This window comes from Candidatus Poriferisodalis sp. (assembly GCF_965219595.1).
In the GTDB taxonomy this organism is placed as follows: Bacteria; Actinomycetota; Acidimicrobiia; order Acidimicrobiales; family Poriferisodalaceae; genus Poriferisodalis.
On the sequence record NZ_OZ244781.1, the window covers coordinates 858,873 to 879,154 of the forward strand.

Here is a 20,282-nt window from a genome sequence, read left to right on the forward strand (position 1 = left end):
AGTGACCACACGCCTCAGCAGGCGCCCATGTGCCGTAACCACGCTCACGTCGATTGCCGATCCCACAGCTCGCCCACCAAGTCGTCGGCAGCTGTGTCGTCAAGCATCGCGGGTGCCAAGTTGACCAGCGTGCGATTTAGCTGCTTGGCGAACTCGCGCAGAGGGTCCCTGTTGAGTCGAGTTGCCTCGTCGGCTTGACGCCGAACGAGGGCCCGCACGATGGGCGGGTGCTCGCCCGCCACTACTCGCAGAATGTGGCTGCGCCAGAAATCGGTACCTTGGCGTACTGCGCTGGCCAGGTGAGCGTGAGCCGCTCCACCCAAGCACCGCACCCGAAGGTACATCCGCAACGGCACGCACTCATCCGGTTTGCGACCGTCCACGTAGACGCCAAGGTTTCTTGACGCCGCGATCGTGCCGCTCTCGACCATCACGGGCGCGAAAGCGCGGGGCTCTCGCCACGCAGCAAAGTTCCATACATGAGCCAGTGCAACGTAACGCCAGAAGCCCGGGTCGTCGAGCGCTGACGGCTCGATTCCAGTGCCGACGACTGCGCTGTACACAAGTGAAGCTGCCTCACCCTCCACCATGTCCTGATCCGATGTTGCCGCAGTGCCGTCGAGATCGCGATCTGCCGCGGTGAGATTCTCGATCTGCACCCGTGCATGTTCCAGCGGAGTCACGTCAATGCGTGATCCGATGCCTGTCCATCCAATGCCATCGCGCGTGTCGGTCGCCAGATCTTCGAGAACATCGCTTCCGCCTCGGTGCATCTGACGGATGCGTTCCTCGGCCACCGTCAGGGCGGTTCGCAGCGGCAAGTGGGGATACATCAGGCTTCGCCCTTGAGTGACGCGACCGCAGCCCTTCGCAACCGAAGACGGTCCTGAGCGACTGCGATGACCTCAGCGGGCGAATTCACACAGGTGTTCAGTAACGCATCTAGCTGTTCGTCATCTGCACCGCGACCCGCCAAGAGGAGCACGATCCGGCCGAACAGGCTGTCCCGAATGTCGTCCATGCGTTCCTGAGGCGCCGATGTACCAAGAGCCGCTACGCCGTAGCGATGTAGCACCGCAGCTACGAACTCAGCAAACAGCCAGCGTTGCAGAACCTCCGCCGTGCCTGATCGCGCCTGAGCGTCGATGGTCTGAAGCAGTTCCTCATCAACCCAGAACGTGCACACATCGGCGCTATCGGCTTCCGCGTCGGCCACGTCACCGTCGAATTCGGCGAACGTGACCGTTCCCTCGGGCAAGCCCAACTCGGTGCGCTTCTCTTGGTCAAGCGGCTGGGGCCGGAACAACTCCGCGTCTTCCCAGCAACGCACGCGAAACCTGGCGTGCGACAGCCAAGTGCCGATTCGCCAAGGAACCAGCGGCACCCGTTGATCCGAGGGCAGTGTCCGTGCGAGCGCCAAGTAGCAGTCGACCGTTACGCCGTGAGTTGCCGCGCGGAACACTTCACGTCGTTCACCGGTCCCGGATTCGTCCAGCCGGGGCACGCGCGCCAAAGCGCTCGGATCGTCCAATGAATGACAGTAGACAACTTCACTGGACTTGAGGTAGCCCGAGCGAGCGGCGACTACCAAACAAGTGTCCGCGAGCCTCAACCCGGTGCCGATCACCCCTTCACGCAGGCGTTGCACAAAATCTGCGAAGCAGTCCTGTGGCGCCAAGTGCAGCGCGACCGTGCACCGCTCAAAGTCCTCACGAATCGAAACCGATGCGCCGGAAAGGCACTGCTCACGTCCGAAGCTGAGAATCGCGCCCGCAAAGAGTCCGTCAAGTCGCGCATCCGTCCGAAACGGGCGAACCGTCCGTTTCTCGCTACTCACTGGCCGTCACTCAAACCGTCATCAGCCGAAGGCTGCGTCTGCACAGGCACCAATTCGGCTTCCACGCTCAGCGCTCCCGACCATTCCGGGTTGTAGGGGTCACTCTCATATCCGAACTTGGCAGTCTCATTAGCCCTCAGCCGGCCTCGGTATGTGCCGACCCGACCGCTTACTTCCTCAAACTCCTCAGGCCCGGTTACCAGCAGCGCCACATCAGCAGCTTCTTTGCGATCAGCACCTTCGAACTGATAACGCACCCGCACCTCAATGAGGTCGCCTTCCGGGACCGTCGGAGTGTGGTGTTCGCTGAAGCTGATCGATGCCCTTCCTGTCAGGCGTACTCCGCCGTTCGGTGCAGGCTCCAAGCGCTCGCCGGGATGAATGGAAAGCAACCTCGGGGGAGCCGGTGGGGGCGGTCTCGGTGGACCTGGGCCTCGCACGCTGCCTTCAAGCTGGCGAGCCAACTCATCCCAGACTGGGAGTTTCAGATCGCGGTTGGGCTTGGGCTTCGGCTTGATGTCCTTGCGGAACCGGTTGACGTGGTTCGTGATGCGCCTCAGCACAGCCTTGGCCAGAGCCGCTGAGTCAGCGGGCACATCGCCAGATCCGGCATCTGCGTGCCACTCGTCGTGCGCCTTCGGCTCGGTATCTCGCAGCATGTCGTCCGCTTCGTCAGACGCCACGAAAGTGCCGCGAATGTGTGGCGCTACGCGCGACGGTTCGAAGTACTCAACCACCATTCTCGGCCCACGCACGAGGGCCACCAGACTGCAATGTTCCGTCTCTGTACTCGTCAAGTCGTCGCTTGAATTGGCGCCCGCATCTGAGGTGTCATCGGCCTGGTCCGTATCTCCTGAGATGACACCAGTTCCCCAGCTGGGTCCAACACTTGGAAACGACCAACCGTCTGGATCGCTTGCCAATGCAACCGTGCCCGGATGCTTGACGCCATCAATCGAACCTAAGCGGTGCTCTCGGTGGCGCTCCCGCTTCGTACCCGGCGGCATTAGCGCGTTGCCAAACGTGTCCAGAAACGCCTTCAGGTCGGAGTTCTGCTTGGGCCTTGGGTGACACTCGCGGCCATCGGACGTCTCATCGGTGACCGACACCTCAAACGCCAATTCGTCGTCACACAGCGCCGGCCACCAAAAACGCTCGGTAGCGCGCAACAAGCCATCGGCGTCAACTGTCGGCTCGATGACCAGCAAGGTGGTCCCGAGCTGAGCCGGTTCGCTCTCGCTGCGAAGCGAGATACCAATCCGACGGGCCACCTCGTCGGCATGTTGATTCACATAGGGAACACCCTTACCGTCGGCGGTTCGGTCGCTAAACCAGCGCGTCCCGTTGAAGCTGCTGCCCTGCAATTGATGGCTACCCCAGTAGGTCATGCCCAGCAGACGACGGGTCACGCCGGGGTCGTCTGGATGATCTGGGAAGCATGTGTAAGCCACGACAGTGCGAATCGCCGAACCTCGAATCAAGCCTGCCTTGCCATATCCGTACGAACCACCCCGGCCCGAGGTGGACGGCGTGATGCCCAACGAGCACATCGCCTTGAACAGCTTCGAGCGGTCTCCCTGCCAAGGACCACCCATCCCGCCTCCGTGCTCCTCCGACACCTCTAGCAGCCGTAGCGTGTCACCCTCATTAAGGCGCGACAGGCAGTCCCGTTCACTCAGGCCAAGCATCCGGCGACCGCCAGTCCCGTGCTCGGCGCGGACGTTGGCAACCCGCCGGGCCAAGTCGTCCAGTCCAAGCTCTTCAACAATTCGCTGACGGTCGCCGCCTTCCAGTTCGTACAGCCGAAATCGAACCGCGAAATCCTCCGGCCCACGCCCTTCGTATCGCTCGCGCGCTGCGTCCCAAGAATTCTGGATGGCCTCGCGCACTAGCAATACGGCCTCGGCAGAAATGTGATCCGCTGCGAAGATGCCCGGCTCCTTGACCGTTTCGTTCTTGAATTCCTTGGAGAAGTCGCCGCTCACAGCGGTGAATCCCGCATCAATCTCTTGCCAGAACCAGGGAACGCTGCCCGACACCGCAATCACCTGCCCGTGCAACTGCGCCGGTCCAGCGCAAGGGCATTATTGGGGGGGTGCTCCGCCTTCACTGCGGTGCTGAGAGGCGCCTTCGCGGCGGTGCACATCATCGGCGACAGATTATGCAGATGCCTGCCGACAACGCGGATGCCTGCGCCTGCTAACGCAGGCCGATGCGATCGAGGACCGTGGGGGTGTCGGCGAGGAGTCCCGTGTAGAAGGTGCCGAACTCGCCGTAGACGGCGCTCGCCTCGTCAAAGCGCATCGTGTACACAACCTCTTTGAGGTCGTCGAGGTGCTCGCCGAACAGCGTCACGCCCCACTCGAAGTCGTCGACGCCAGTGGAGCCCGTGACGACCTGCAGGATGCGGCCCCGGAACTTGCGGCCTGACGTGCCGTGTTCGTACATCAGCTCGCGGCGGGTGTCGTACGGCAGTGTGAACCAGTTGCCGCTGCCGTCGCCCGTTGCGTCACGGCTCTTCGACATGGGGTAGAAGCAGAAGGCCCGCTTGCCCTCGGGCGGCAACTGGGGATAGAGCCGTGGCGTTTTCATCTCGGGCGGCAGGTCGGGCGCGTACTCGCTCACCTCGGTCATCGAGACATAGCTGTCGGCGACCTCGAGTCCGGCCTGCTGGAGCTGCGTCTGCAGGTTGCGCAGCCGCCACAGGTCGGGCCCCAGCGCCATGAAGCCGACATCGGCCTTGTGTCCCAGCACGGCCACGGTCAGCACCTGGTGGTCGCTGTCGGCAGTGGCCTCGACGGCGGCCAGCACACCCGAGCGGTCCGCAGCGGGGGTCAGCTTGCAGAACAGGTGCAGCACCCCCCACCCGACCGACGTCGTCACCTCCGGCATCTGTGACACCCGCGCAGCCTAGGGACGGGCCCCGGCAGGTGCGGCGGTGTCCCCGAGACGCTCGGGAACCCCTGCCAGGCTGCCGCTGTACACGTTCAGCTCGTCGCCGCGTGCGAAGCCTGCCAGCGTGATGGCCGCAGCCCGCGCCGACTCGATGGCCAGCGAGCTGGGGGCGCTGACGGCGATGAGGGTGCCGATCCCCGCCGCCCACGCCTTCTGCACCATCTCGAAACTGGCCCGACCGCTCACGAACAGGGCCATCGCGCCGGCATCGTCACGCCCGTCGAGGAGTCGCCTCCCGATCACCTTGTCGACGGCGTTATGGCGCCCGATGTCCTCGCGCAGCACGTCGATGCGCCCCTCGGCGTCGAAAGTCGCAGCGGCGTGCAGCCCGCCGGTGCGGCCGAACATCTCCTGCGCATTGGGCACTGCAGCCAAGGCCCCGCTCACCGCATCGATGCTGAATTGACGGGTGCCCACCAGCGGTCCCAGGCGGGCGGCCATGTCGGTGATGGTGGTGCTGCCGCAGATCCCGCAGGCGGCGCTGACGTTGCCGAGACGGGGCGTCGGCACCGGCGCCTTGCCGCCGGTCTCCACAGTGACGACGTTGTATTCGAACTCGGCCGCAGGACCCTCGCCGCAGTAACGCACCCCCGTCACTGCCGCATCACCGAGCAGCCCATCACCTGCGCAGAACCCCGCCGCCAACTCGTAGTCGTGGCCGGGCGTGCGCATGGTGGTGGCCACCATGTGCCCGTCGAGGCGGATCTCGAGCGGCTCCTCCACCACGACTTCATCGGGCGACCGCCGCCACTCGCCCTGCCGCAGCCGGTCCACCAGCACCCGCATCGTGCGCCCCCGCCGCATCCGGTCAGGGTACCGGCACCCCCCGCACGGCTCAGTCAGACATCGGGTGCGGGCGCGAAACGGCCCGGGTGGGGGACCCGGGCCGGTTCGATTGGGTTGGGCTGTTCTTTGGGGGTTTGGGGAGGCTTCCGCTAGAAGTCCATGTCCGGCATGCCGGGAGCACCGCCGCCGGCATCGGGCTCGTCGCAGATCACAGCCTCGGTGGTGAGGAACAGCGCGGCAATCGACGAGGCGTTCTGCAGCGCCGACAGCGTCACCTTGGCAGCGTCGATCACGCCCGCCGCAACCAGGTCCTCGTACTCGCCGGAGGCAGCGTTGAGGCCCATGGCACCGTCGAGCTCGCGCACCCGGCTGACCACCACGCCGCCTTCGAGGCCGGCATTCTCGGCGATCTGCTTCAGCGGTCCGGCCAGCGCGCGCTCCACGAGCCGCGCACCGGTGGACTCGTCGCCGTCGAGGCCGTCCGCAACAGAGCGCACCGCTTCTTCGGCACGCACCAGCGTGACACCGCCGCCGGCCACCACACCAGCCTCGATGGCCGCCTTGGTGGTGCTGACCGCGTCCTCGATGCGGTGCTTCTTCTCCTTCAGCTCGACCTCGGTGGCCGCGCCGACACGCAGCACCGCCACGCCGCCGGACAGCTTCGCCAGCCGTTCCTGCAGCTTCTCGCGGTCGTAGTCAGAGTCGGTGTTCTCGATCTCGTTCTTGATCTGCTCGATCCGGCCGCGCACCTCGGACTCGTCGCCGGAGCCCTCGATGATGGTCGTCTCGTCCTTGGTGACGACCACGCGCCGGGCCGTGCCCAGCAGGTCGAGCGTGGTGTTCTCCAGCTTGAGGCCGACGTCCTCGCTGATGACCTGGCCACCGGTCAGGATGGCCATGTCGGCCAGCATCGCCTTGCGACGATCGCCGAACCCAGGGGCCTTCACGGCCGCCGAGCGGATCGTGCCGCGGATCTTGTTGACCACCAGCGTGGCGAGGGCCTCGCCCTCGACGTCCTCGGCGATGATCACGAGCGGCTTGCCCGCCTGGGTGACCTTCTCGAGCACCGGCAGCACGTCGCGGACCGCGGAGATCTTGCCCTGCATGAACAGCAGGTACGCGTCGTCGAGCACCGCTTCCTGCGAGTCGGGATCGGTGACGAAGTAGGGCGAGATGTAGCCCTTGTCGAAGCGCATGCCCTCGACCAGATCCATCTCGAGGCCGAACGTCTGCGACTCCTCGACGGTGATCACGCCGTCCTTGCCGACCTTGTCGAATGCGTCGCTGATCAGCTGGCCGATGTCGCCGTCGGCAGCGGAGATGGCCGCCACCTGGGCCACATGGGTCTTGGAGTCGGTCACGCTGATCGACATGTCCTCGATGGCGCCCACAGCGGCGTCGACACCGGCCTCGATGCCCCGCTTGACGGCCATCGGGTTGGCGCCGGCGGCCACGTTGCGCAGGCCGTCGCGCACCATGGTCCACGCCAGCACGGTGGCCGTGGTGGTGCCGTCGCCGGCCACGTCGTCGGTCTTCTTGGCGACTTCCTTGACCAGCTCGGCCCCGATGCGCTCGACCGGGTCCTCCAGCTCGATGTCCTTCGCGATGGACACGCCGTCGTTGGTGATGGTGGGCGCGCCCCACTTCTTGTCGAGCACGACGTTGCGGCCCTTGGGCCCCAACGTGACGCGCACGGCGTCGGCGAGCTGGTTCATGCCCGACTCGAGTGCGCGGCGGGCCTCGTCGTCGAACGTGATCATCTTGGCCATATCGGCTGGCTCCTGTCTCAGGTGACTCTCGGAAGGGGTGACTGGGCGTCACGATGCCGCTGCGTTCGCAGCAGCCGTTAGCACTCTAGAGATGAGAGTGCTAACCGCCAACCCCGGAGGCTGAGCCGAAGGCGAAGCCGGGGCCCGAGCGGCCCGTGAGCGAAGCGAACAAGAGCGGGAAGCGAAGCCTTCAACCGCCTCCCTGCTGGTCCACGCTCGCGGAAGCGGGGAGGAGACTGGCAGCGAGGTCGGCGGCGGCGTCGCGGGTTGCCGCTAGCGTGTCGTCCATCGACCGCTCGGCCCCGTATCGCTCCGACAGCACCACCAGGCTCGTGGCCGGGACGTCGCCGGCAGGCGGCGGGCGCCAGTCGGCGAGATCGGTATCGGGGTCGCGAGCTCCCACCACGACGCCCACGGGCACGCCGACCTCGGCCGCGATCTCCAGAACGCCGCCCACGACCTTCCCGTCGAACGAGCTCGCATCGAGCCGTCCCTCACCGGTGATGACCAGATCGGCACCTTCGATCGCATCGGGCAGGCCGACCTCGGTGGCGACGACATCGAATCCCGGTGCCAGCTCGGCCCGGAGGCCGGCCGCGAGCCCGCCCGCCAAGCCGCCTGCGGCACCTGCGCCCGGCATCTCGCTGACGTCGATGCCGTAACGCTCGCTGTAGAGGTCCACGAGCCGCTCGAGGCGGCGGGTGAGCAACTCGATCTGCGGCGCCGACGCGCCCTTCTGCGGGCCGAAGATGCGCGCAGCATCGCAGAAACGGGTACGGACATCGCAGGCCACCACCACCGAGACGCCGGCGAGGCGTGCCAGCGGCGACATCGCGTCCAGCGCGCCGAGCCCGCCGTCGGTGGTGGCCGAGCCGCCCACGCCCACGATGACCCGCCGGGCACCGCTCGCGACCGCTTCTGCTATCAGCTCGCCGGTGCCCGCGGTGGTGGCGGCGAGCGGATCATTTCCCTCCGCGCCGCCTGCCAGCAGCAGCCCGCTCGCGCAGGCCATCTCCACGATCGCGACGTGGCCCTCCAGCCGCCACCCCGCCTCGGTCCGTTCCCGCAAAGGCCCGATCACCAATGAGGTGCGATTCGGGCCGCCCAGCGCGTCGAGCGTGCCCTCGCCGCCATCCGCCACGGGCAGGCAGACAACCTCGACGTGCGTGCCGAGCTGCCGGCGCACGCCATCGGCGATCGCTGCTGCCACCTCCGCAGCGGAGGCAGTGCCGCGGAACTTGTCCGGGCACGCGACGACCCGCATGTCGACTGCTCGGCTACTCAGCCAGATCGGTCCCCAGCGCCAACAGCACGTCGGGCGTCTCGAAGCCTTGCACGGCTGACGTGTCTGCCAGCATCGGGAACACGTCGTTGTCGGCGTCGAGCTCCAACACCCCCGCTATCGCCCGCGCTTCGAGCAGCGAGCCCGGCTGGTAGTAGATGCGCGTCCGGTCGATGGGCGTCCCCACGTAGTTGGTGGGCGTCTTGGTGATGTAGCTCAGCGTCTTGAACCGGTCGGTGAGCCGCCCCGCCGCCCCCCGGACGGTCGTGGAGTTGGCAACCTGCACCGACACCTCGGCCGCCGGCCTCGGCTGGAACGGCTCGGCGCCTGCCGAGGTGGTGTCGGTGGCGGGCGCGGCGGTGACGGTGGTGGCCACGGTGGCGACCGTGCCCGAGCCGGAGTCGCCGGCATCGGCGGGGCCGCTCGTGGGTGTGGGCGCCTCTGTGGCCGTCGGGAGTGTGTCGCCTGGTGCGGCAGGCGGGGCTGTGTCGGTCACGGTCGTGTCGTCTGGATCGTCGACCGAGCGGAGCAGCAGCACTCCCACGACGACGGCAACCAGCACCAGCAGCAACCCGCGCACTGCGGCGCCGCTGTTGGATTCGCCAGCTTGGCTATTCACGGCTGTGAGCGTAGAAGGAAAGATGCGCTGCCGGGTGTACCCCTCAGTAGTTTGCGAAACGGACCCCGACCGTGAGAGCCAGACCATGAGTGTCACCATTGTCGACCACCCCGTAGCCGCAGCCCTGCTCACCCGGCTGCGCGACAAGGACACCGCCGTGGAGGAGTTCCGCCAGCGGCTCGATGCGCTGACGTTCCTGCTGGTGTCCGAAGCGCTCACCGATGCGACATCGGTGCCCGAGGCGGTGGAGACGCCGCTCGGGCCGGCCGAAGGCTCGCGCCTCGAGCCGATGCCGGCGATCGTGCCCGTGCTGCGAGCCGGGCTGGGCATGCTCGATGCAGCGCTGCGGCTCCTGCCTGCTGCGCCGGTGGGTTTTGTCGGGATGCGCAGGATCGAGACGTCCGACGGTGTCGGCCACGAGTGCTACCTCGAGTCGCTGCCAGGTGTGCTGGAGGATCGACCGGTGCTGGTGCTCGACCCGATGCTGGCGACGGGCGGCTCCGCGGCCGCGGTGATCCGGGTGCTCGCGGAGTCGAGCGTGGGACCGGTGACGATGGTGTGCACGCTGGCCGCACCCGAGGGGATCGCTGCCCTGCAGCGCAGCGCCGCCGATGTCCGCATCGTGACGGCCGCCGTCGACAGCCACCTCGACGAGCGGGCCTTCATCGTTCCCGGTCTGGGCGATGCCGGCGATCGTCTCTACGGCTCTGCCTGACCGACAGTCCGCTCTTGTTCCCCGCCCTCATCTGATACGGGCTCACGGGCCGCTCGGGCCCTGGCTTCGCCCAACCAGGTCCTGCAGCTGCACCATCGTCGGCAGGCTCGGCTGCGCACCTGCGACTGTCACTGCCCAGGCGCCAGCTCGCACGGCCAGCCGCGCCGCTTCGGCCACGGTCGCGCCCGATGCCATGCCGACTGCGAACGCCCCGGCAAACGCGTCCCCTGCACCGGTGGCGTCGACCGCGGCGACCCGCGGTGCGGCCACGATGATCTCCCCATCGACACCGGCTGCGGCGTCGGCGGAAGCATCAGGTGATTGCTGCGATTGCAGTGCCAGTGCGGCAGTTCGAGACGGGTCAATGACGCAGCCCGCTGCGCCTCGCGTCTCGACGAGCACCGCTTCGGGACGCAGCTCGGGCACGCTGCCCTCGGCGTCGGGATGGCGCAACTGCTCGGCTTCGGCGCGATTCACGATGACGAAGTCGGCCAGCGGCAGCACAGCGGGGGCAACGTCGTTGTACGGAGCGGGATTCAGCACCACGAACGTGCCGTGCTCGCGGGCGATCTCTGCTGCGGCCCGGGCCGCGGCGGCGCTCACCTCGCCCTGCAGCAGCAGCGCATCGGCCGCGGCAATCTCGTTGGCGGCTGCCTGCACGTCCCCGGCATCCAGCGATGCGTTGGCGCCCGCAGCCACCACGATCGACACGTCATCGGGATCGACGGTGATCACCGCCAAGCCGGTCGGCACATCGACACTGGCCACGTGCCGGCAGTCGATCCCCTCGGCCTCCAGGCCAGAGCGCAGCCACCGGCCCTGCTCGTCGTCGCCGACCCGGCCCACCATCACCACCCGCGCGCCCAGCCGGGCCGCGGCCACTGCCTGGTTGGCACCCTTGCCGCCGCGGAACCATGCGATGCGCTCGGCGTGCATCGTCTCGTCGGGCGACGGGCGCCTCGGCACCCACAGCGTCACATCAGCGTTCAGGCTCCCGACAACAGCGATCCGCGGCACGCCTGAGGGTGTCACCGGTTCAGCGCCCGTTCGATGCCCGTTCGTGGCCGAGCGCCGACAGCAGCAGCGTTGCGAGATGGTCCACAGCGTCCTCGCTGTGCACCGAAGCGATGCCGGACTGCTCGGTCACCAGCGGCCCGGGCCGGTAGCCGCGGCTGCGAATGCCGCGCTGGGTCGATTCGACCAGCTTCAGGTCTTCGGACACCGTCGTGTTCCAGTCGAGGTCGATGATCTCGCGCAGCTCATCGGTCGGCTCGGCGACATCGAACCACCACTCCCGCACCAGCAGTGTTCGATCCGGAGCGCACGGCACCCAGCGGTACGTGTTCACGGCCTGGCCGGGATACACCTGGATCGACGAAGCCGGCCAGATGTAGAACGCGGCATAGTCATCGCTGGCGACCGGGCGCGTGTAGGTGGAACGGTCGCCCTCGACGCCTCTGGCCGTATGGCGGATCACCGTGCCGCTGGGCGTGACCCGGTAGCTGGCGGGGTCGACCACGCCGGAAGTAAACGATCGATGCACGTTCGGGCAGTGATAGCACTCGTTGTAGTTCTCCACCGCGATCTTCCAGTTGGCAGCGATGAGGTGGGTCCGGCGCCACGTCAGCATGCGCGCCGGCGTCTGCGGGGCAAGCGCCAGGACCTCGTCGCCGACGCCTGGGGCGTGCTCGGCCAGCGGGGTCGCGCCGGCATCCGTATTGACGAACACGAAGCCAGCGAGCTCGTCGACGGCGACGGGCGGCAGGCAGATCTCGCCGACATCGCGGCTGCGTGCGCTGAGCAACGTGCCGTCCAGCCCGTACACCCAGGCGTGATACGGGCACATGATGACGCCCGGAGTCTCGGCGACATCGCCGCCCGGCTGCTGCGGCGGGAACAGCTCGTGCCCCCGGTGCTGGCACACGTTGAAGAAGGCGCGGATCTGGCCGCCGTCGTTGACCACGAAGACCGGCTCGTCGCCCACCGTCGCCGTGAGCACCTGGCCGGGTTCGCTCACCTGGCTGCGGTGACCCACGAGGTGCCAGGACCGGGCGAACACTGTGTCCAGCTCGACCGCGAGGATCTCGGGATCGGTGTAGTAGCGAGCTGCCAGCGCGCTTCGCCCAGCCGCATCGGTCGCACTGGGCACCGGTGTCTGGCGGGCTGCCACTGAACGGTATTGTGCCGCGTCCCGATGGCCGCCTGTGACCCCCGCGAGAGCGAATGAACCCGCCGAACACCATGCGTGCCGCGCTGCTGGTAGGCCATGGCGGGCCCGAGATGCTGCAGGTGCGCGATGACGTGCCCGTTCCGGTGCCTGGTCCCGACGACGTGCTGATCGCGGTGGCGGCGTGCGGCATCAACAACACCGACATCAACACGCGGGTTGCCTGGTACAGCAAGTCGGTGACAGCGGCGACGTCGGGTGAGGGATACGCCGACGCAGATGCCGCCGATTCCACCTGGGGTGGCCGGGGCGTGGAGTTTCCCCGCATCCAGGGGGCCGATGTGGTGGGACGAGTGGTGGCCGCCGGTGAGCGCGCCGATGCAGCACTCGTGGGGCGGCGGGTCATGGTGGAACCGTGGTTGAAAGACCCCGCCGACCCGACCGACCGCAGCAAGGCGCGCTACCTCGGCAGCGAGGTCGACGGCGGCTTCGCCGAGTTCGCCGCCGTGCCGGCCGTGAACGTGTATCCGGTCGAGTCCGATCTGTCCGATGCGGAGCTGGCGACCTTTGCCTGTGCGTCCTCGACGGCTGAGCACATGCTCCAGCGCATCGGGCTCACCGCCGGCCAGAGCATCGCGGTGCCCGGTGCGAGCGGTGGCGTGGGCTCGGCACTGGTGCAGCTCGCGAGCCGGCGAGGCGCACATGTGGTGGCCATATCCGGTGCTTCCAAGGCGACACAGGTGCTCGAACTCGGTGCGGATGCGGTGGTGCCACGCCAGGGCCCTGATCACGATGTCGCGGCGGCGGTCGAAGCCAACGGCGGCCCGTTCGACGCCGTGGCCGACGTGGTGGGCGGCGATGCCGTGGGGCTGTGGCTCGATGCGCTGGCAGGCCGCGGGCGCTATGTCACCTCGGGCGCCATTGCCGGACCCATCGTCGAGGTCGATCTGCGGACGATCTATCTCAACGACCTGGAGCTGTTCGGCGCCACGATCTACGGACCGGGGCTCTTCGCCGACCTCGTCGGTTACATCGAGCGGGGCGAGATCCGCCCGGTGCTGGGCGGCACGTTTCCCCTCGAGCGCATACGCGAGGCGCAGGAAGCCTTCGTGCGCAAGGAGCACTTCGGCAATCTGGTGATCACCCTGTCGTGAGCCCGAGGTGGGAATCGAACCCACAACCCCCGCTTTACAAGAGCGGTGCTCTGGCCGTTGAGCTACTCGGGCACCGGTCCCAGCGTATGGGCGGCGCCCCGGATTTCAGGGCGTGCGGGCGCGGGCGATGTCGAACAGGGCCACGGCGGCCGCCGCTGCCACGTTGAGCGATTCGATGCGTCCGAGCACCGGGATCGAAACCACCTGGTCGCAGCGGCGCTCCACCAGCGACGACAGGCCGCGTCCCTCAGCGCCCAGCACCAGCACCAGCGGCTCGTCGCCGACCCGCAGCGACTCGAGCCCGTCCGGCGCGTAGCCGTCGAGACCGATGGCCCACAGGCCCGCGTCGCGGAGCTTGGCGAGCGCAGCGGGCAGGCCGCCGACCAGCGCGATCGGCAGGTACTCGATGGCACCCGCGGCGGCCTTCACGGCGGCCGGCGTGAGGTTGGCCGAGCGGTGGCTGGTGAGCACGATGCCGGTGGCACCGGCGACCTCTGCCGTGCGCAGGATGGCGCCGAGGTTGCCCGGGTCGGTGACGCCGTCGGTCGCCACGACGAGCGGCAGCGTGTTCCCCGCAGGTCTGGCCAGCTCTTCCAGCGGCACGGGCTGCACGGCAGCGGCCTTGGCGATCACGCCCTGCGGTGCGGCGGTGAGCGCTGCCTCGTCCAGCTTGCGGCGGGTGACCTCGCGCACCGGCACACGCCGGTCGCCGGCGAGGTCGACGATCTCGGCCAGCGTGGCCGCCGAGTGCGCGTCCTCGGAGATCAGCACCTCGTGCACCTTGCGCTTGCCGGCGCGCAGCAGCTCGCGAACGGCCTGCCGGCCTTCAACGTGATCCCCGCCAAGACCCTTCGGCCGTCCCTGCGGCCGACCAGCCTGCACCTGATTCGCACCACCCCGCTGCTGTCTCCCGTGTCCGCGACCTGGAGAACGATTGCTGCGCTCGCTGCGTTGGGGAGCAGACCCCCGCCCGCGGCGTGAAGGAGCGCCACGCCGCTCGCCCCGTTCTGCGCTCATTGTTGGCGTCCGACGACTACGAGTGCCACGGCGTGGGCCACGATCCCGTCGGCGTTACCCAGTCCCTCGGTGCGCTTGCCACAGACCGTCACCGGTCCGCCGGCTGCGCCGCTGAGCCGCTCCTGCATCTGATCGCGGTGCGGGGCGATCATCGGCCGGTCGCAGATCACCGTGCAGTCGGCATTCGCCAACATCCAACCGCCCTCCGCGAGCAGCGCCGAGACCTGCCGCAGCATCTCGATGCTGTCAGCACCCCGCCAGCGCTCATCGCTGTCAGGAAACTGCGTGCCGATATCTCCAAGTCCAGCAGCACTCAACATCGCATCGATCACCGCATGAGCAACAACATCGGCATCGCTGTGGCCCACTAGCGGCCGTTCACCCGGAAACCGAACTCCGCCCAGCACCAGTATCCGCCCCGAAGCATCGGCATCGGCAAACGGATGGGCGTCATACCCATGCCCCACCCGCATCACCAGCCCAGCCCCGCTGTCAGCAGCACTCACGCCAGTTGACGCTAGAGCCCGTCGCCCGAGCCGCGGCCACCCAGCAGCGCCTCCACCACGACGAGATCCGCAGCCGTAGTGACCTTGTGCGCCGCCGCCTCGCCCGGCACCGCCATCACGGTGCCCCCCGCAGCCTCCACCAGCGCAGCATCGTCAGTGGCCTCAGGCTCTCCGTCATGCGCAGCCACCAGCGCCGCCCGCCGAAACGCCTGCGGCGTCTGCACCCCAAACAACCCCGAACGATTCACCGTTCCCGCAACGACTCCCCCCGAGTCGCCCCACTCCGGCACCCGCTTCAACGTGTCGCTCACCGCCAGCGCCGGCACAGCAGCATCAACCCCACCCCGAACAGCAGCAATCACCCTCTCAAACAACCCAGCCGAAGCCCCCGGCCGAGCAGCGTCATGACAAACCACAACATCAACATCACCAGGAACAGTCGCCAACCCAGCCCGAACCGACCCCGACCGCGTATCGCCACCCTCGACAATCACATCGACACCGGTGTACTGCTCCTCGACCATGGACGGCGCAACGACAAGCGTCACCCCATCACAAGCCACGCCAGCGGCTTCAACGCTCCAACCGACCATCGAGCGCCCAGCAACAGAAACCATCGCCTTCGAAGCCCCACCGGCAACTGCCCCGAACCGAGTCCCCGCCCCAGCAGCCAACACAAGCGCCCAAGTCCGAGCCACCCACCAAGTCTGCCCCCGTGAGGGACACCACGAGACAAGGGCTGGGGAGGGCAGCGGCACCCGCGCACAGTCACGAAGCACCCCGGTCCAGGACACCACGAGACAAGGGCTGGGGAGGGCAGTGGTGCCCGCGCGCAGTTCGCAGCGCCACAGCCCATCCACCTCGTCACGGGCGGCGCTGCGCATGTTTGAAGCACGGGTGCCACTGCCCTCCCCTGCCCGGCACCCAGAAGCCCAAGCGCAACTAACGGAAGGTGAGCCCGCGCCGGCGACGCCGACCCCGAAGAGCAACAACAAGCACAACCAAGACGATCAAACCGAGAACAATCCACCAGACCACCGCAATCCGAACCCCCCGCGAAGCCCGCTCAGCAAGTCGCTCAGCCTCCGCCTCAGCCGCAGCCAGCTCAGCATCCAGCAGCTCACCCGAAACCCGCAGCTCCCGAACACCCCCCTCGTTCAACGTCATCGCGCCGTCAACAGGCAAGCTCCCAGCCCCCTGGGGAACCGTCGCCCGCACCACCAGCGTCACCAGCTCGTCAAGCGGCGCCCCCGCCCGCGCCTCGATCTCAGGTATCGGCAACCCGAACAGCTCGCCTTCCAGCGCGTCAGCAGTAGCCGGATTCACGAGCCCGGCAACTGGCCGGTCCAAGCCGACGGTCACCGTCAGGTCGTACCTCACGTGCACCCCATCGCGCGAGCCCACGAACGTCGCCGACCGGAACAGCCCCGCAGAGCCATCGGCAGGCCGGTCGATCTCCGCGAGCACCGCTGCCAACTCGGCAGGCGAGGAGAAGCGCTTGGATGCCGTCACCCGGAGGCGCTCGCCCTCGGGCGTCTGCTCGCCGAACTGCCGGATGTCCCACCCGACCAGGCCGTCGGTCACGATGAGCTCGCCCAGGTCGGGCACCCATCGCATCACCTCTTCGTCGAACGTGATCTCCACGGTGACCCTGCCGGCGCCGTCATGCGCGATGTCGATGTCGACGACGATGTCGACCCGGCAGCCCGCCGCCAGCACCAGCACGGCGACGCCGGCCAGCGCAGCGCACAGCATGCGCCGCCGCGGATTGTGGCAAGCGTCAATCCCCGGCGAACCGCACGCAGGCATTCGCCAGGACACGCTTACTCGGCGGTTGCGGCCTCTTCGAGCTCGATCGGCCCGGGGTCGAAGCCCTCGATGGCACGGAACACGATCTCGTCGTCCTCGACGTCGACCACGATGATCTCGCCGGCGTGGAACTCCTTGTAGAGGATCCGCTCGCTGAGCGCGTCCTCCACATGATGCTGCAGCGCACGGCGCAGCGGCCGGGCACCCAGCTGCGGGTCGTACCCGGTGCGCGCCAGCCATTCCTTGGCGGAGTCGGTGAGCTCCAGCCCCAGGCCCTGCGCCCGAAGCTGGTCAGAGGTGCGCTTGATCATCAGGTCGACGATCTGCACCACTTCTTCGATGCTCAGCTCGTGGAAGACGATGGTGTCGTCGATGCGGTTCAGGAACTCCGGCCGGAAGTGCGCCTTGAGCGCATCGTTGACCTTTTCCTTCATCCGGTCGTAGCTGGCGTCCTCATCGGCGGTCGCGAAGCCCACACGCGCCTTGCGCAGGTCTGCGGTGCCCAGGTTCGAGGTCATGATGAGCACGGCGTTGCGGAAGTCGACCGAGCGGCCCTGCGCGTCGGTCAGCCGGCCCTCTTCCAGGATCTGCAGCAGCGTGTTGAACACGTCCGGGTGGGCCTTCTCGATCTCGTCGAACAGCACCACCGAGAACGGCTTGCGGCGTACCGCTTCGGTGAGCTGGCCGCCCTCGTCGTAGCCGACGTACCCGGGCGGGGCGCCCACGAGGCGGCTCACGGTGAACTTGTCCATGTACTCGGACATGTCGAGGCTGATGAGCGCTCCCTCGTCACCGAACAGGAACTCGGCCAGCGTCTTGGCCAGCTCGGTCTTGCCGACGCCCGACGGGCCCAGGAAGATGAACGAGCCGCCGGGCCGCTTGGGGTCTTTCAGGCCGGCGCGGGTGCGGCGGATGGCCTGACTGACCGCCTTGATGGAGTCGTGCTGGCCGATGACCCGCTTGTGCAGCTCGTCTTCCATCTTGAGGAGCTTCTGGGTTTCCTCCTCGGTGAGCTTGTACACCGGGATGCCGGTCCAGATGGACAGCACCTCGGCGATGCCTTCCTCGTCGACCTCGTCGAACAGGTCGTGCCCCTCCGAGCGAGCCTGGGCCATCACCTCGGTCCGCCGCTCGAGCAGCTCCTTCTCCTCGTCGCGCAGCGCCCCGGCGGTCTCGAAGTCTTGCGACTCGACTGCCTGCTTCTTGCGCTCGGTGACGTCGGCCAGCTTCGTCTCGATCTCCTTGAAGTCGGGCGGCGTCGACATGCGCTTGATGCGCAGACGCGACCCGGCCTCATCGATGAGGTCGATGGCCTTGTCGGGCAGGTGGCGGTCGGCGATGTAGCGATCGGCCAGGTTCGCCGCGGCCACGAGGGCCTGGTCGGTGATGGTGACCCGGTGGTGCTGCTCGTAGCGGTCGCGCAGCCCCTTGAGTATCTCGATGGTGTGGCTGAGCGTGGGCTCGTCGACGGTGATCGGCTGGAAGCGGCGCTCGAGCGCAGCGTCTTTCTCGAGGTACTTGCGGTACTCCTCGAGCGTGGTGGCGCCGATGGTCTGCAGCTCGCCGCGCGCCAGCATGGGCTTGAGGATCGACGCAGCGTCGATCGCGCCCTCTGCGGCGCCGGCGCCGACGAGCGTGTGCAGCTCGTCGATGAACAGGATGATGTCGCCGCGGGTGCGGATCTCCTTGAGGACCTTCTTCAGGCGCTCCTCGAAGTCGCCCCGGTAGCGGGAGCCGGCCACCAGCGCCCCGAGGTCGAGCGTGTAGAGCTGCTTGTCTCGCAGCAGCTCGGGGACGTCGTTGTTGACGATCTTCTGGGCGAGGCCTTCCACGATGGCGGTCTTGCCCACGCCGGGCTCGCCGACGAGCACCGGGTTGTTCTTGGTGCGGCGCGACAGCACCTGCATGACGCGCTCGGTCTCGCGCAGGCGGCCGATGACCGGGTCGAGCTTCTTGGCCCGAGCGTCCGCGGTGAGGTTGCGCCCGAACTGGTCGAGCACCAGCGAGCCGCTCTGACCGCCCTGCTCGCTTCCCTGCCCCGACGAGGCGCCGACGGTCTCGCGGCCGCCGCTCGAGCCGCTGTATCCGGAGAGCTGCTGGATGACCTCTTGGCGGACCTTCGACAGGTCGGCGCCGAGTTTGACCAGCACTTGTGCGGCCACGCCCTCGCCCTCACGGATCAGGCCGAGCAGCACGTGCTCTGTGCCGATGTAGTTGTGGCCGAGCTGCAGCGCCTCACGCAGCGACAGCTCGAGCACCTTCTTCGCGCGCGGCGTGAAGGGGATGTGGCCGCTGGGCGACGAGCTGCCCTGCCCGATGATCTCTTCCACCTGGCTGCGCACGGCCTCGAGCGAGATGCCCAGCGACTCGAGCGCCTGGGCTGCCACGCCCTCGCCCTCGTGGATCAGCCCCAGCAGGATGTGCTCCGTGCCGATGTAGTTGTGATTCAGCAGGCGCGCTTCCTCTTGCGCCAACACCACCACTCGGCGAGCCCGATCAGTGAAGCGTTCGAACACTGGGCCTCCTGGTTTGAGCCTTGCGCAGGGTGCAGAAGGTCTCCTGAGCGCAGTGTAACGATGCCCTGCCGCATCGCTCCTTGCTGTCGCTGTCGTTTACGGTTGCGCCGTGGCGCCCCTTTCCCCGTTGCAGGCCCGGCCCGATGCCGAGGCTGACCTGGCCCGTGTGGAGACGGCCCTGCGCGCTGCAGCGGTCACCGGCGACGAGTTCCTCACCGAGGTGACCTCGCACCTGATCCCGGCCGGCGGCAAACGGCTGCGGCCCGCGTTCGTCATCGCGTCGGCGCTCGCGCTCGATCCCGACGGCGCTGCGCCCGACGCAGTCACCGACGACATGGTGTGCGGCGGCGTCGCGGTGGAGCTGGTGCACCTGGGCTCGCTGTACCACGACGACGTCATGGACGACGCGGAGACCCGGCGCGGCATCGAGGCGGTGAATCACCGCTGGGGCAACCTGAAGGCGATCCTGGCCGGCGACTTCCTGCTGGCCAAGGCGTCAGAGCTGGCGGCGTCGCTGGGCACCGAGGTGGCCGCGCTGCTGGCCGCCACCATCGGCCGGCTGTGCGAGGGGCAGGTGCGCGAGCTGCAGCTGATCTATGACCGGAGCCGCACCGAGGATCAGTACTTCCTGGCCATCCAGGGCAAGACCGCCGAGCTGTACGCAACGTCGTGCCGCATCGGCGGGCTGGTGGCCGGCGTCGACGGCGAGACCCTGGACCGGCTGAACAGCTTCGGGCTCGCCTACGGCATGGCGTTCCAGATCGTCGACGACGTGCTCGACCTGGTTGCCTCCGACGAGGAACTCGGCAAACCCTCGGGCAACGACCTGCGCGAGGGCGTGTACACGCTGCCGGTGATCCGGATGCTGGCGGACGCGCACCCCGACGGCGATCGTCTGAGCGAGCTGCTGGGCGAGCCGCTGGACGACGACCGGCGGGACCGGGCCCGAGCGATCGTGGTGGACGGCCCCGAGATCGCCAGTTCCGTGCAGACCGCGCAGCACTATGTGACCGCTGCCCTCGATGCGTTGGCACCGCTCGACGCCACACCCGGGGTGGTCGGGCTCCGTGCCGCAACGTCGAACCTGCTCAGCGCCCTGCCCTCGTCGGCCGGCGCTGCAGCAGCCACGGGCGCCGCGGGCCGATCCTGA

General features: G+C 67.9%; 18 protein-coding genes and 1 tRNA gene. 3 read left to right on the forward strand and 16 right to left on the reverse strand.

Features of this window, described 5'->3' with window-relative positions:
• Positions 1-44 precede the first annotated feature (44 nt).
• The 8 genes from ACOQPE_RS03555 to ACOQPE_RS03590 all read right to left on the reverse strand — a co-directional run bounded on the left by ACOQPE_RS03555 (position 45) and on the right by ACOQPE_RS03590 (position 9,248).
• Complete coding sequence (locus tag ACOQPE_RS03555) at positions 45-833, reverse strand: hypothetical protein (protein ID WP_420610540.1); 789 nt, start codon at positions 831-833, stop codon at positions 45-47.
• Positions 833-1,837, reverse strand: coding sequence for a hypothetical protein (locus ACOQPE_RS03560; protein ID WP_420610541.1), 1,005 nt, complete (start codon positions 1,835-1,837; stop codon positions 833-835). The genes ACOQPE_RS03555 and ACOQPE_RS03560 overlap by 1 nt, the downstream gene beginning before the upstream one ends.
• Positions 1,834-3,876: a hypothetical protein gene (locus tag ACOQPE_RS03565; protein WP_420610542.1), complete on the reverse strand. Its 2,043-nt coding sequence runs from the start codon at positions 3,874-3,876 to the stop codon at positions 1,834-1,836. The genes ACOQPE_RS03560 and ACOQPE_RS03565 overlap by 4 nt, the downstream gene beginning before the upstream one ends.
• A gap of 160 nt (positions 3,877-4,036) precedes the next feature.
• Positions 4,037-4,729 (reverse strand): chlorite dismutase family protein, encoded by a 693-nt coding sequence (locus ACOQPE_RS03570; protein WP_420611348.1) that lies wholly within the window; start codon positions 4,727-4,729, stop codon positions 4,037-4,039.
• A gap of 18 nt (positions 4,730-4,747) precedes the next feature.
• Positions 4,748-5,596: a formate dehydrogenase accessory sulfurtransferase FdhD gene (gene fdhD, locus ACOQPE_RS03575; protein WP_420610543.1), complete on the reverse strand. Its 849-nt coding sequence runs from the start codon at positions 5,594-5,596 to the stop codon at positions 4,748-4,750.
• 131 nt (positions 5,597-5,727) lie between these two features.
• Positions 5,728-7,347, reverse strand: a complete 1,620-nt coding sequence (gene groL, locus ACOQPE_RS03580) for a chaperonin GroEL (protein WP_419916715.1) — start codon at positions 7,345-7,347, stop codon at positions 5,728-5,730.
• A gap of 190 nt (positions 7,348-7,537) precedes the next feature.
• Positions 7,538-8,611, reverse strand: coding sequence for a glycerate kinase (locus ACOQPE_RS03585; RefSeq protein WP_420610544.1), 1,074 nt, complete (start codon positions 8,609-8,611; stop codon positions 7,538-7,540).
• 13 nt (positions 8,612-8,624) lie between these two features.
• Positions 8,625-9,248 (reverse strand): LytR C-terminal domain-containing protein, encoded by a 624-nt coding sequence (locus tag ACOQPE_RS03590; RefSeq protein ID WP_419916717.1) that lies wholly within the window; start codon positions 9,246-9,248, stop codon positions 8,625-8,627.
• 85 nt (positions 9,249-9,333) lie between these two features.
• On the opposite strand from ACOQPE_RS03590, the gene upp reads away from it, so the two are divergent.
• Entirely contained in the window at positions 9,334-9,963 is a 630-nt protein-coding gene (upp, locus tag ACOQPE_RS03595; protein ID WP_420610545.1) for a uracil phosphoribosyltransferase, read from the forward strand.
• Between the two features lie 42 nt (positions 9,964-10,005).
• Here the strand turns inward: upp and ACOQPE_RS03600 are convergent, their stop codons facing one another.
• Positions 10,006-10,995, reverse strand: coding sequence for a PfkB family carbohydrate kinase (locus ACOQPE_RS03600; RefSeq protein ID WP_420610546.1), 990 nt, complete (start codon positions 10,993-10,995; stop codon positions 10,006-10,008).
• Between the two features lie 4 nt (positions 10,996-10,999).
• Positions 11,000-12,133, reverse strand: a complete 1,134-nt coding sequence (locus ACOQPE_RS03605; protein WP_420610547.1) for an aromatic ring-hydroxylating oxygenase subunit alpha — start codon at positions 12,131-12,133, stop codon at positions 11,000-11,002.
• 53 nt (positions 12,134-12,186) lie between these two features.
• Between ACOQPE_RS03605 and ACOQPE_RS03610 the strand changes: the two genes are divergently transcribed.
• Positions 12,187-13,284, forward strand: coding sequence for an alcohol dehydrogenase family protein (locus ACOQPE_RS03610; protein ID WP_420610548.1), 1,098 nt, complete (start codon positions 12,187-12,189; stop codon positions 13,282-13,284).
• On the opposite strand, the gene ACOQPE_RS03615 is transcribed toward ACOQPE_RS03610, so the two are convergent.
• From ACOQPE_RS03615 to ACOQPE_RS03640, 6 genes are all read right to left on the reverse strand, one after another.
• Positions 13,284-13,356: transfer RNA gene (locus tag ACOQPE_RS03615), tRNA-Thr, on the reverse strand. The genes ACOQPE_RS03610 and ACOQPE_RS03615 overlap by 1 nt on opposite strands.
• A 33-nt stretch (positions 13,357-13,389) precedes the next feature.
• A complete protein-coding gene (gene rlmB / locus ACOQPE_RS03620; RefSeq protein WP_420610549.1) occupies positions 13,390-14,166 on the reverse strand; it encodes a 23S rRNA (guanosine(2251)-2'-O)-methyltransferase RlmB in 777 nt (258 codons plus the stop codon).
• Positions 14,167-14,297: 131 nt separating this feature from the next.
• A complete protein-coding gene (gene ispF / locus ACOQPE_RS03625) occupies positions 14,298-14,807 on the reverse strand; it encodes a 2-C-methyl-D-erythritol 2,4-cyclodiphosphate synthase (protein WP_420610550.1) in 510 nt (169 codons plus the stop codon).
• Positions 14,808-14,818: 11 nt separating this feature from the next.
• On the reverse strand, positions 14,819-15,691 hold the full coding sequence (locus tag ACOQPE_RS03630) for an IspD/TarI family cytidylyltransferase (RefSeq protein WP_420610551.1): 873 nt from the start codon (positions 15,689-15,691) through the stop codon (positions 14,819-14,821).
• Between the two features lie 58 nt (positions 15,692-15,749).
• A complete protein-coding gene (locus ACOQPE_RS03635; protein WP_420610552.1) occupies positions 15,750-16,616 on the reverse strand; it encodes a hypothetical protein in 867 nt (288 codons plus the stop codon).
• Between the two features lie 14 nt (positions 16,617-16,630).
• The gene (locus ACOQPE_RS03640; RefSeq protein WP_420610553.1) at positions 16,631-19,132 is read right to left on the reverse strand and encodes an ATP-dependent Clp protease ATP-binding subunit; all 2,502 of its coding nucleotides are present in this window, start codon (positions 19,130-19,132) and stop codon (positions 16,631-16,633) included.
• Between the two features lie 109 nt (positions 19,133-19,241).
• Here ACOQPE_RS03640 and ACOQPE_RS03645 point away from each other — a divergent pair, with 109 nt between their 5' ends.
• Positions 19,242-20,282 (forward strand): polyprenyl synthetase family protein, encoded by a 1,041-nt coding sequence (locus ACOQPE_RS03645; protein WP_420610554.1) that lies wholly within the window; start codon positions 19,242-19,244, stop codon positions 20,280-20,282.